The following is a 13,056-nucleotide window of genomic DNA, read 5'->3' as shown; positions in this document are numbered from 1 at the left end:
TGCTCTCCGGCTGGTTAGATCACGATGCGATCCAAATCGATTGCAACCCGGATATTCGGAAACGTCTGCATCGCCTCCGCTAGTATTTCCTGATCGTTGTATCGGCCGGAAATGTGGGTCAGGACAAGCAGCTTGACGTCGCTCGCGGCTGCCAGGGTGGCAGCTTCGGCCGCCGTGAGATGTCCATAGTCGCGAGCTGTGGACGCGTCGCGGGCCAGAAACGTAGCCTCAATCACCAAAACGTCGGCGTCTCGAATCTCTTCGTCCAACCCCTCGGTGCTTTCGGCATCACCCACGATCACTAGCTTCTTGCGTCCCTCCGGCGGCCCGAGAACGTCTTCGGGATCGATTATCCTGCCGTCCGGGAGTGTCACGGGCTTTCCTTCGGCCAATTCCTTGCGCACCGGACCGTCTGGCACTCCCAGGGCTACAAGACGGTCCGTCCGAAGATGACGGCGGACCCGGCTTTCGAAGGAGAAGCCAAAGCTGTCGGTGTCGCGGTGGCGCACCGGAAAGCAGCCGATCGTGAAGTCGCCGGCGTCGAGGACCTGGCCGGCCGCCAGCGGAACGAGTTCTAGCGGAAAGGGCGCCCGCCCTTCGCCCCACAGGCCCGCGAGCATCCGGACGACGACGTCGAGGGTACCCGGGCTCGCATGGATCGTCATCAGGTTATCGGTTCGCAGAAGCCGCAGGGTCGAAAAGAGACCGGGAATACCGAGCACATGATCCAGGTGGCCGTGGGTCAGCAGGATACGATCGAGCCGTCGGAAGCCGGCGCCGCTGCGCAGCAACTGGCGCTGCGTCCCCTCTCCGCAATCCACCAGAATGCGATGGCTACCGGCCTCGATCAGAATGCCGGGGTGATTGCGATCTGCTGATGGAACGCTCGCCGATGTTCCGAGAAAGCTGAGTGCGAACATTCGTGGCTTGATGTTATGCCGACTTGCGCTGCGACTTGCTCGACGCCGGCTTCTTGGCCGCTGTTTCCTTAGCCTGCTTCTTGCCGGCGATCGGCATGAGCATCTCCTTCTGGCCAGTCGATGCCTTCCGCGGCTTCTTGGGCGATTTCTGTTGGGTCCTGGTCTCCCCCGCTGCGCCGCCAACGCTCCGTCGCAGCGCTTCCATCAGATCGACAACGTTCTCGCCCCGCGGCCGCTCCTTCGGCGTGATCGGCTTACCCGCACGCTTCTGATTGATAAGATCGATGAGAGCGGTTTCGTACTGGTCTTCGAACTTGCCCGGCTCGAACCGCCCCGACTTCTGGTTCACGATGTGTCTGGCGAGATCGAGCATGTCCTTGGTGACTTTGACGTCCTGGATCTCATCGAAATATTCGTTCTCGGAGCGAACTTCGTACGGGTAGCGCAGCAGCGTCCCGACCAGCCCCTTGTCGAGCGGCTCGAGCGCGATGATATGCTCGCGGTTAGTCAGCACGACGCGGCCAATCGCGACCTTGTTAATTTCACGGATGGTCTCGCGGATCACGGCGAAGGCGTCGTGGCCGACCTTGCCATCGGGACGCAGATAGTACGGTCGGATCAGATACCGCGGATCGATCTCGGACTTCTCAACGAACTCATCGATCTCAATGGTACGCGTGGACTCCAGCGCGATCTCCTCGAGCTCCTCCCTTGAGACCTCGATGAAGGTTTCCTTGTCGAGCATGTAGCCCTTGACAATGTCCTCGTTCGGCACCTCCTCGCCGGTATCGGCATCAACCTTCAGGTATTTGATGCGATGCCCCGTTTGACGATTGAGCTGGTTGAACGAGATTTTTTCGCTCTCGGATGTGGCCGGATATAGCGCGACCGGACAGGTGACGAGCGACAGTCGAAGAAAACCCTTCCAATTGGCGCGCGGGGCCATACGCAGAAACTCCTGTCTCGGGGCGACTTTGAAACAAGACGAACGAGGCAGCGCAGTTCCGACATGCGCCCGTCGTTTTCGCATTCATCCCGAAGCGCGAGCCCTACACCAGCGGAATCCGCAGCTCAGGCGGACTGGCATGTCACCTTCCACTGAACAAAACGGGAACGACGACTGACCGCAAGGCGGGAAGCGGGACTCGATGCTAAAGGACCTAAGATAGTGATCCCATGACGGAAGAAATTTGAAATCAGGGGTGCCATTTGGACGTATGCTGGCGGCGTGGTCGGTGCTCCATGGTTTGAGCCGCGGCCCTGCGCGCTTTTTCCAACTCGGCAACGCATCATATCGGGCTTGCTATCTCGAGGTACCGACAGAATGCGTTGGCGAGTTGCATCTGGCGAGGAGTCCGGCATTCCGCCTCAAACAAGGCTGGCGAGGCGACGACAATGCACATGCATTTGGCGCGGGATATCGCTACGTTTAGCCGGTTCGCGCTGTACAAGAATTCCATGCCGCGCGGCGCATCAGCATGGCTGGAGGTCGTCATTGAGTAAATGACGATAGGAGCTTCCTGTCCCTGAAACTTGTCGACTGTACCGATGCAGGCGCTGGGCAAACGCTCCTGCAAAGCGAACACCTGGGCGTTGTAAGGAGCGATAATCAAGATGTCCTTGAGCGTGACTGGCGCTTCAATGTCATCCCGATCAACCCAGCTCGTACCCAACTGCAGGATTTCATCGACGAGCGCGCATACTCGCTCGACTTCCTCGGGTGACGAACTTTGGTTGCCAGTATGCTCGACAGCCGAATAGCGCAGGCCAGCACCTTTGAGCCGACCGTTTGATCGGATCTCCTGCTTCCTCAACTCAGGCAGTGATCGCAACCTCCCCTCGTAGAACAGTTCCGAATGGAATGAGCAGATCGAAGGATGAAGCCGCCATGTCACCGGCAGAAAGAGGCCGTGCTCCAGCGGCACCGTCGCGTGAGTGCCAAGCAGATGGTCAAGCGCTGAAACGGCAACGCCGTCTGGATGGCTTTCTTGAATCGGCTGCTCGAGTTGACGCGGATCGCCGAGCAGGACCAGGCTGTTTGCAGCTTGCGAGACGGCAAGCACATTGGCGAGTGACATTTGCGCCGCCTCATCGATGAACAAAACGTCGACGGCACCTTTTGCGTCGGGTCGCGCCCAGAACCAGGCAGTCGCTCCACCAAGGTGGAAATCGCGCTGCAGCGCGCTGAGGAATGCCGGATTACTTGTGGTGATCTTTACGCCCGGTCGGTCTGACTCCTTGTCCGTGACCTTCTGCATGCAGCGAACAGCATACCCATCCTTGCCAGCGGCACCGACGGCTTCGTCGAGCAGTTTACCTATAACGGTGTGGCTGTTTGCCGTTACGCCTACAGTCTGACCTACCCTTGCTAGGGCACAGATCATGCGCGCGCCCGTGTGGGTCTTACCGGCGCCCGGCGGGCCCTGGACAGGAAAGACACTTTCGTCGAGATGAAGCGCGACGCGCAGCGCGGTATCCGTCGGGGACTCACCCGTTTGCTCGAACTCCTGGCCGTGAAGCCGTGGCGCGACTCTCATCAACAGATCCCGAGCCGCGCGATAATCACCCTTGCCCACCACGCCATGATCAGCAACGTATTCGCCGATGCGCATGAGCGATTCGGCAAGCACCTTGGTTCCGACAAAGCTGTGCGCGAAGACGGCCTCCGGATGTTGGTCAACCGCATCGCCGTGCTTCTTTGATGTCGATCATACGCTGATCCAGGGCAATATCCTCGACGTCTCCGAATTTCTCCCCGCCCAAGCTGTGAAGCGCATCGCCCGGACGAACGTCGGTATCCTGCAGGGCGAACTTGTACCGATGCACGGGCCTCTTGGTGGTACCGCCAACGGTCTTGATGAATTCGAGGCCGGATAAGCCGTCGCGCTCGTATAAAAGATCTTCGGCCGACAAGTCCCGGAGCCGAAAATATTCCCACCAGACCGCTTTGCCTTCCCGGCCGTGATAATCAAGCATTGAAGCAAGTAGGCAGCGCGCCTGCTGCTCCGGGGTACGCTCGCTGGCGTCATCAGGCACTCCGTGGGTCAGTCGCATGGCAAGGGCAGCAATCTTCTTTTGCCACGCATCGAGTTCCGGACTGATTTCCGCCTCAGGGATCGCTGGCCGATCGATCGACGCGCCGCTCTGGATGAGTTCGCCGCGGAGGGTTTCCAGCCAGTCGCGCAACCCCCGCGTTGAAGCGCAATCGTCACGGTTGTATCCGCAAATTGCAGCCTTGTCGGGCTCGGCAATGTTATTGGCATCGGCGAGTTCAAGCCGCGCTTGAGTTCGTGCCATCACGACACGCACGTCCTCCAGGGGTACCGCGCGCTCGAACCCGTACAGGGGCTCAAGCTTCTTGATTGAATAGCTCTCCACGCTCGCTCGGATCGCATGCCGTACGACCGCATAAAGATCTACGAAGCGCTCGGCACGCAGGAGACTGTCGACGTCGTTCTCGCGTGTTGCGTAACGGCCCATCAAACGCTTGATGGCGGCCGGCTCGTAGGGGGCGAAATGATAGATATGAAGGTCAGGATGAGTTTGGAGACGCACAGTCACAAAGTCCATGAAGCGTTCGAAGGCCGCCCTCTCTTCTTGGCGCGTAGATGCCCAATCACCAGTGTAGCGCAACGTACCCTGGTCATCCGCGTAGAGGTACCCAAACAGGAATTCCAGGCCGCCCTCGCCGACGAAGGGATCCCCCTCGAAATCAAAGAAGATGTCGCCTGCCGAGGGCTCCGGCAGTCGCGACAATCCAAATCCGGCAATCTGCGGCAGGACTTCGTAAATAACCGCTGCTTGTGCCCGACCATCGACCTGAATTCGTGCCTGTTCACGTATTTTTTCGTAGCTTTGCGCGGCACCGCGATCGGGCCGCCACAGTAATGGCAGAGGAACGGCGGCCAGCGCGGCCATGGTGTGAACGCCGCGCCTCTCGAGCTCGCCAGCTTGCGACTTGCTGATGCCTGCGACGAGCGACAGATGATCATCGGCCCTGCGGCGCTCGTCGCAGTGGTTTCTCCATCGGCAAATGTCGCAATGCTCGATCGGCTCGGGATAGGCACCCTCCGTAGGTGACGCGATCGCGCGCTCGAGGCTGCCCCTAACATGCCGGTAGTAGGCCGCGTAGTCAGCTATTCGGTATGGTTCTGGCTCGTATTGCGTTCCTGGCGTCACGACAAAGGCCGATGCGGGTGCGCTGCCTTGCATGGACGATACCAAGTCGGAGTAGAATGAGATTTGGAGAACGGTATTGCCCTTCGTTTCTCGCGCGAGCTTGGTATCGGTGACTTCATAAGACCATGCGCCGAAGCGGCTTGGCGTCTCGACGCGACGCAGGACGTCGGCACGCCCACTCCATTGGCCCGATTGCAGCGCGCCTTGGATAATGACAGTATCGCCACGCCGCATAGCTTCCGTTGTTGCTGTGACAGCCGCGGCGTCAATGCCAACACCATCGATCACTGTTACAGCGGCTCCGGCGGCCTTCAGATGCTCGATGAAGCCTTGCTCATGTAGCGCGCCGCGTTCCGCAAGCGTTTCGAGGACGGGATCCCAGATCTTTGGCTTCGCGAGCTCGCCATACGCAACCTTGAGGTCAAGCTCGGTCAGGTAACGGCAATTCAGATGGCCGACCAGATCGCTTGCGCTGAGTTGGAGCGTATCGCCCATTCGCTGCATGTCTTAACCTCGGTCCTCGCGCGAACCCGTTGACCTAAAGGCTGCGTGCGATTTCGTCTACGGTGTTGATTTCGACAGTGTTCTGCCGAACCCATAAGGACCGCGCGAGCGGTCCAGGAACCTGATCCTTGAACTTGCCGGCTGCAATGTCCTTCACAAAGCCTGATAGTCGTACCTGATCGACCTCTCCTTCGGTCGCGAGAGCTTTCAATTTGGGCCGAGCCTCGGTCGCATTGGTCTGGGTAAGCGTCAGTCCTAAGTCGTGTACCTGGCCCGGAAGGCCGGCCATTGCAACGGAGGCGCCGAACACTGCCGTCGTCTGCGAACCGCGCCAAAGAACGCGTGAAGGTCCGGCTCTTCCTGCCCAAAGGTCGTGGTTTCAAGTTTCAGACCGAACGATCCCGTAAGTCTGAGCTGTCTCACACCGGAGTCGAGCGAGCAAGAGCAGCTCTCCACTCACGCTCCAGCGAATGTAGTCGCGGCGTCTCGACCGGCCGGCGATGAGCCAAATCGTTACGCGCAAATCTGCATAGCTTCACTAGATCCAATTGCTCTTCCGGAAGTTGAGCTACGTATCGCAAATTCCAATAGAGTTGCCCGATTTCGAGAAGATTTGCATCCCGTATGACTTCGCCACTCTCGAGTTCGTGAGGCAGTCTAATAGCGCTACGAAAACAGTCTATGAGATGCACCCGTATTTCCTCAAGCCAGGGAAACACCTCCGAGACGTGGGCACGCCAAAGACGCTTAGTAATCTCGTCATGATCGTCAGTCGCGACATGATGAAGAATGTGAGAGAGACTACGTGCCCCAAACATGTCTTGGGTACCCGCCTGCCAAGAAAGCCCTCGGATATCCCTGCTCCCGGCAAGCTCTTGCAATCCGGGGAGAGGATGCAGCAAATCGGCGGAGGGCCATTTGGACAGTTCGTCAGCTAAATTTGAATCCCAGCCAGCAAACTCGACAACAATTCGTTCGAATAGGTTAGTTGGCCCTAAGCCACTCCGCCCTTGCATTCGGGTAGAAACGTAGAGCTGCATATCAGACGGCCGCACCCGGCCGGCCCATTCGAAGAGACGGATCGTGTCAAGGTCCGATCCGATCTGGGGGTTTCGCAAGAGAGCCCGGGGCAAATCGAACAGCAACCGTGGCGTCGCACGCTTCGACCGAGATGACTTGCGAATACAACTAAGAAACTCCGCGAGGAATGCTACAAACTCCTTGAACCTCCCCCCCTGTTCAATGCCGGTTAATTGGACGACTGTAGCTTGAAGTCCGGGATCAACGACAATGTCATTGGCGAATGCCCTGGGTGGCCGTCGTGCCAACGGGATGAGTTCGTTGGCCAATATCTGGGCTACTCTACCCGCGCCAGAAAGATCTACCGTCTTCCACTCTAAGGTCCCGCGCAGATCGACATTTGCAATTAGATGCCCGTGCAAGCCCGTTGGGGCCGTAGAGGGCAACGCCAAAATGATGGATCGCCCCTGTTCAAGAGCATCCACCACGTCTGAAATGAAACTATGTGGGCCTGGAAGGGCCCACCATATTCGCCCCAGCTCAGTCTGCATGGTAGCTCAGATGGTCCCTAACGAGCGGATTGACGAAAATTTTCGACCCTACTTGGAAGAGCGATCCCATCCAAGCGCCGTAACGAACTAAGCCATCGAGGGACATGGGTGCTTGTCCCGCGAATTCTTCGTCAACAATTACTTTTAGATCGCCTTCGTTGATCGGCGACCACCCCGCTATTGAAACGAAAATCGGCTCTAGATCTGGCGAGACGCCAAAGTTGCTTAGGAGTCCCGGCCGGCGACCGAGCTCCTTCTTAACATCAGCTGCCGCGATATCGATATTTTCGCCCCGCTCCTGGAGCGAGTTCACCAGGCGGTACACTCCCTCGCCGGAATAGCCGGCCGCCTCAAGCACCTGAGTGCGAAGCCCTGGAATATCGCAATCGCGCCGTTCTCGTTCCAACAGATATGAGCGGAACGTGCTCTCGGACCAAAGCTCCACCGATTCGAGACCGACTTCGTCGCTCAGGTTGGGTTGCTCGGCCAAAATCCGCGCCTGAGACGCGGCACCGACAAAGACAATCCTCACGTTTCGTTCGCGAAGTTCGTCAGCAGAAGCGTTTGCGCGCCGAACCCACGACATGTCCCAAGCAAGTGTGTTCGGAACGAGAGCGACTCGAGTTTCGGCGAGTGAAGAACGCCCCCGGCCTGCGGCCTTCCGCAGCAACTCGTCGACGTTTCGCACACGCATGACTTCGACCGAGTTATCGGGCCGGATCGACCGGAGTGCTCGCTCCATATTGTCTAGTCCGGTTGCCGGACTCGCAAGAACAATCGAGATACGAGAAGAGTCCGCCTCCATGAGGCGGTACTCCTGGGCCGGTGTCAGAGGCGACGGCACTCCGCGGGTAGCATCGAGCATGCGCCGCTGCGTACTCCGATCGCGGCTAAGCGGCTCTCGACTCTCAAACTGCAACAATTCTTCGCTGATCGAATCCTTGGAACCAAGCATTGTGACCAGGTTGGGCGATCTCAGCACGAAACCTTCCCTACCCTGCTGTGACAGTACGCCGAGCCCGACGAGCTCTTCAAGAAGCGCCAGAAACGCTCCGGGCGTCCGATTCTCAAAAAGCTTTGGAGCCCATCCTAAACAAAGCCGTCCAACCTCATCCGGCTTCATGGGAGGAGCGACGGCACCGAACCCGGTCTGCTCTATCGCAGCATTCGTTATTACCAGCGTAATCAGCTTGTACCTGTCGTCGAGATCCAGGCTCAGCCGGAAGCGCTTGTTTATCTCTTCGCTAAGCGTCTGATTCTTATAGGCGGCTTCCAAATCCTCGCTAACGATCACGAAAGGGGGACCTCCGCGATCTTGCTTGTTGGTCTTCAACAGGTGATTCAGCAATTCGCGGCAATAGAGCTGGACCAATGCCGGATAGTAATTCGTCTGCGAAAGAATTCGAAGCGGCAGAGTAGAGGATTGAAACTCAAAACCTAATGCCGCCAACGGTTCGGTTACGAGCCTAAGACCTTCGTTTCTATCCTTGTCCACGAACGGTCCGATACATATCGGCGTTCCCAAATGACCGAGGCTTTGATTGGGGGTGGTCGCGGTCCGTTGGACATTATGAAGACCGGCCATAACCACTTTGAAGCGACCTTCCGTCCCTTCGAGAAGCTGTCTTAGCCGCACGACATTGCGGTATTTGTTTTCTTCTTCCGCCAGAAGAAAAACATCGGTCTCATCGAGCATTAGAATGATTTGTCGCGAGCTCTTTCCGGACAAGAACTTCCGAATATCGTCGACAACGTCATCATCCGAAATACTGCCAGGCTGAACGCTGACCCCGGCCTCACGAAGCTCGGAAGCCAGCCTTTGCCAAAATCGCGAAGCATATTCATTCGTCTGTCCGATATCATTGATATCGATGCACTTCACGAAGACATCTTCGTGTGGCTTGTGCTCTTTCCGTTCGACGTCGCGCAATAGTGACGACTTGCCCAAACGCCGGCCGCCGAACACCAGACTTCCTCCTCGGCGCGCAAGTATCTCACGTCTTTGTTCGGCACGTCCGTAGAACATCTCGGGAGGCAGTGGCGTGATTTCGTTGTACGGATTGTAGCGAATGAACGCGCTGGAAACATTGAAAAATGCCGCCAACCTGTCGCCTTGAATGAAGGCGAGATAGGCAATCAATGCGTCGTCGACAGCGATGCTCTGGTAACCATGATTATGCGCACGATGCGCGAGCTCCACTCGATCGGCATAACCAAGAATGCTCGTATAAAGATGGAATGTGGCGCGCTGCTTGGCGGCGTCGCCCTGCATGTGCTGGAACAGCTCGATCGTCTTGAGCTGCCCCCTGAGCACTTCGACGAGATAATTGCCGTCAGCTTCAGATCCAAATAGGGGAACAAGGAACCCATCTGGCACTAATAGGCGAGAGGAGGAAAGGTAGTAGCGGAATGATCTACCTGCCCCCTTCAGGTCGTCTACTTGTTTGACATCGAAGCTCAAGCCGCCCACGAACAATCGCTCGATTGCAGATGCGATATCGTTTGACGTACGAATGTCGCGCCACGCTTCGAGCATTCGGGTCGCGTCTTCACGTTGGGCAGCCGTCATAGAGCCAAGTTCGAATAGGCCCGGAATTGGATCGGCTTCCCGCTTCAAGACCGCCAAGGCGGTATCGATGATCTTCTGCCGGTTTGAGCTAAACTCGCGCTCTAGGTTTGGCAGGAAGCCATTCATGTAGTCGAATAGAGGAGCATTTGCGCGCGACTCTCTGGGAAGATCCTCCCCATCGCGCAGCAGCCGCAGATATTCGTTTGCGGTAATGATGTCCTTGGCTTCGAGAAGCTTGTTGATCCTGTCGACGGCGACCGGCTTTGCAAGCCCCTCGGACGCCAACTTCTCGACACTCTCTTTGAGTTGGGCGCGTACGGTTTCGAACTTCTCGTCTAATTGCTGCTCCACCCCCACAAGAGTGTCCCTGGCGGCGGGAAAGTCCGCCGCGATGCTGCCGCGCCCCTTTTGTTGCTCGAGAATGTCGTCGGATTTCATGTCCATAATTGGCAATCGATCCACTCGAATTCCGCGAACTCGGGTTTCAAGCGCTCTTTTTTCCACGTCATTGATGACATTGAGCGCGATGGCCATATTGATGTGATCCCGGGCCGTTGCTTGCAGCCCGCCCAACTCTCCGCGCAGATCACGCACATCCTCATCGCGTCGCGTATGCTTGAGGGTCAGTTCGGCCTTGGACATACCGAGCGTCTCGAGCTCATTGATGATTCGTCCTGTCGGAATATGAGCCCCCGCAACCATATGTTCCTGAAAGGCTCGATCGAACTGCTCGAGCAACGGCTCCGGCTCGTGCTCCGCTAACCTGATAGCGCCCTCTATCAGCGCCTGCTTGTCATTCGGATCGGGATCCCAGCCGCCTGAGAAACGAAGGCTTGGAATCAGGAGCAGTTCCCGTCCAAGCCACCTGTCCAGCGGCACGTCCAATGCTGGCGGATTGTACTCATCGAACATCCGCACGAGTCGATCGATCGCACTCCGAGCAACGCGCAAGGCGGCCCGCTCGACGTTCGTCTCGGCATTGTGCAGCTTCAGAAAGCTCTGAGCCTGAAGCAGGTGCTCCCGAAGCATCCCGGTGAAACCATCCACTCCGGAGCTAACACTTCCACCCGATTTGGCCGGCGCCCTTTGCAGATGTCGCAGGCACCTTTCCAGAAAGGCAGTAGATGCAGATAGATTGTGTAGAAGGTTGCTTCGGGCGCGCCCCTCAAGCCGGTGAGCAAGCTTAGGCGCTCCGCTCTGTTCGATAAGATCGTCAATGTTGTTCTGGCGAAGAATTCCGATTGCGAGCCTAAGCTGTTCAGCGGCCCGCTCGCCCGTCCCCGCGAAGGCCCGCATAACTTTCCCGATGAAGCCTCGGTTCGTGTCCATGATAGCGGTCCACGCAATTTCAGCCGGCCTGAAATTGCCGAAGCCGTGATAGATCTCTTCATTATTCCTCCAGTCGGCGGCTGTTTCTTGTAGCGTCGCCAGGCGTTTTCTCCAGAACTCTTGCTGGTCAGCCTTGGACAGGCTCTCGGGGACCAACATTGCGCTAAATCGATCTGCTTCCGACAAGTGCTCTACGAGCCTGTGCAGCGGCGCGGCAGACCCAAACTTTCCTCGAATATGTCGCTTGACGGCGTTTCGTGCCGTTGACGCTGGCATAAACAACGCCGGAAAAAGCAAGCCCGACAGTAGATACAGGAGCGTAGCCCGCTCCCTTGAACCAGCGTGCCAGTGGATGTCCAGCGTGTGAGCCGCAAGGGCCATGCAGCAGCTCATTACCGGTTCTGGTGGCACGTCGACAACTTCTTGCGCCGCAGTCGTGAGCGCAAGAAGCTTGTAGACATCCAGATCGGCATCCTCGACGGAGCTCGGATACAATTCCTTTAGCGCTTCGGCTAGTTGGCTTGCCAGCGCGTGACGTCCTCGCGCACTGAGCTCATTGAGGGCGTTCCAACCTTGCAGGACTAGTTCAGGGGTCGCATCAGACAGCGGGGGCTCTATCGGGTCCACCAGGGCTGCCATACCAGGCTGCTCTTCGACGTCTTCCATCGTCGAAGGCTCGTCTGGCTCCGACTTGAGCGGCTGAGCCTCCGACCGTTCATCTTCTGGAGCCTCGACAGGAACCGTCTCCACTTCAGTCGAGAAAGGTGAAACCGGCTCGCCTTGAGGAACCACAATCGCACCGAGCTGTTCGGTGAGCGCCGCGCTGCCATTTGCAATTTCGACCAAGCGGCTTTGACCACTGCGCATCGGACCATCTAGTTCGGCACGCCGCGTTACGGCAGCAGCCAGGTACTCGCGTACAGCTGCATCATAGACCGCCCGCTGTTGCTTCCATTCGTCCGCCAGCGCGCCGAGCTTGGCCGCGATCGAGGCGATTTCAGTTGCTTGCTCGTCAGAGAACCTGCGCTCGTTCGCCAGCCCAAACCATGAGCTCAGCTGCGCCTTGTCAAAGGAGCCTTCCGCAACGTCGGCGTCCGGAACCACCGCGAGAAGGGCCTTGAACGAAAGTTCAACCTTAAGCGCTGCGCTAACGTTGAGGTCGCTGTGTTGTTTTGCGCGTGCCAGAAGCGCGTTTGCCCGCTCTACAAGGTCAGTCGCGAACACAAGATCGGGCTTCTCCGCGCCCGTTAAGCTTGCGAACCATGCTAGCTCTTGAAACCAGGAGAATTCGACGTCCTCGATGGTGCATATTTCCGCCGTGTCAGCTTGCTGCGCCGTGTCGACACCGGTTTCAAGCGCGTCATCGCCTTCACCTGTCTCACAAACAGACTTTGCCGGCCACTTCCTCTGATATTCACGCGCGAACCTCATCAGATCAAGCCAGACCTCGGTATCGTCGTTCCACGTAATTGCATCAGCGCTCAATCGACCCCGCAGCACTGCGGCCAAGGTAAAATCCTTGAGCAGCTCCACTTGCTCCTTTGCGATTAGTATCTCAGCGATGAAGGCAGTAACTTCGTCGTTCTTAACGGCTGGCCGCGAAGCCCGCGCCTTGAACTCTCTGAGGCGGCCAGCCTGACGCAAGACCTCGATGGCTCTTTCAAAAATCGGCTCAAATAGTTTTCTCTTTCTCTGAGCCGTATTGAGAAGGCGAATTCCGCTCGGAATACCCAACGCGCGGTGCACCTGCTCGACGAACCCAGCGTGGTCGAGCTTCCCCTGGGGCCAATCGGCAATGAGCTTACGGCACTTTTCCGAAATGTGCCGGATGTCGGAAGGCTGGATGTTTCCGATATTAGTCGCGACCCAGGTAGGGGTTGCCAGAATCGGAACTTGAATAGTGGGTTTCAATACGTCGTCGACGCTTGTTTTTTCAAAATCCATTCCGTTGACCCCTAGCCCATCTTGCTCTCTAGCAACTTAG

The 13,056-nt window shown here is 57.5% G+C and carries 6 protein-coding genes; all 6 read right to left on the bottom strand.

Going from position 1 to position 13,056, the window contains the following annotated elements:
- Positions 1-14 precede the first annotated feature (14 nt).
- Positions 15-920, bottom strand: a complete 906-nt coding sequence (locus J6524_RS31425; protein WP_225677773.1) for a ribonuclease Z — start codon at positions 918-920, stop codon at positions 15-17.
- A gap of 13 nt (positions 921-933) precedes the next feature.
- Positions 934-1,866: a non-homologous end joining protein Ku gene (ku, locus tag J6524_RS31420; RefSeq protein ID WP_225677772.1), complete on the bottom strand. Its 933-nt coding sequence runs from the start codon at positions 1,864-1,866 to the stop codon at positions 934-936.
- Between the two features lie 343 nt (positions 1,867-2,209).
- Positions 2,210-3,532 carry a DEAD/DEAH box helicase gene (locus tag J6524_RS31415; RefSeq protein WP_225677771.1) on the bottom strand — a complete coding sequence of 441 codons (1,323 nt, stop codon included), beginning with the start codon at positions 3,530-3,532 and terminating at the stop codon, positions 2,210-2,212.
- A 64-nt stretch (positions 3,533-3,596) separates the two neighbouring features.
- Positions 3,597-5,594: a TM0106 family RecB-like putative nuclease gene (locus J6524_RS31410; protein WP_225677770.1), complete on the bottom strand. Its 1,998-nt coding sequence runs from the start codon at positions 5,592-5,594 to the stop codon at positions 3,597-3,599.
- 43 nt (positions 5,595-5,637) lie between these two features.
- Positions 5,638-5,892 carry a hypothetical protein gene (locus tag J6524_RS31405; protein WP_225677769.1) on the bottom strand — a complete coding sequence of 85 codons (255 nt, stop codon included), beginning with the start codon at positions 5,890-5,892 and terminating at the stop codon, positions 5,638-5,640.
- 1,271 nt (positions 5,893-7,163) lie between these two features.
- Positions 7,164-13,016, bottom strand: a complete 5,853-nt coding sequence (locus tag J6524_RS31400; RefSeq protein WP_225677768.1) for a hypothetical protein — start codon at positions 13,014-13,016, stop codon at positions 7,164-7,166.
- Between the last annotated feature and the right edge of the window lie 40 nt (positions 13,017-13,056).

It is taken from the genome of Bradyrhizobium hereditatis (assembly GCF_020329435.1).
In the GTDB taxonomy this organism is placed as follows: Bacteria; Pseudomonadota; Alphaproteobacteria; order Rhizobiales; family Xanthobacteraceae; genus Bradyrhizobium; species Bradyrhizobium hereditatis.
The sequence above is the reverse complement of the archived record's forward strand: the minus strand, read 5'-3'. Positions and strand labels throughout refer to the sequence as shown.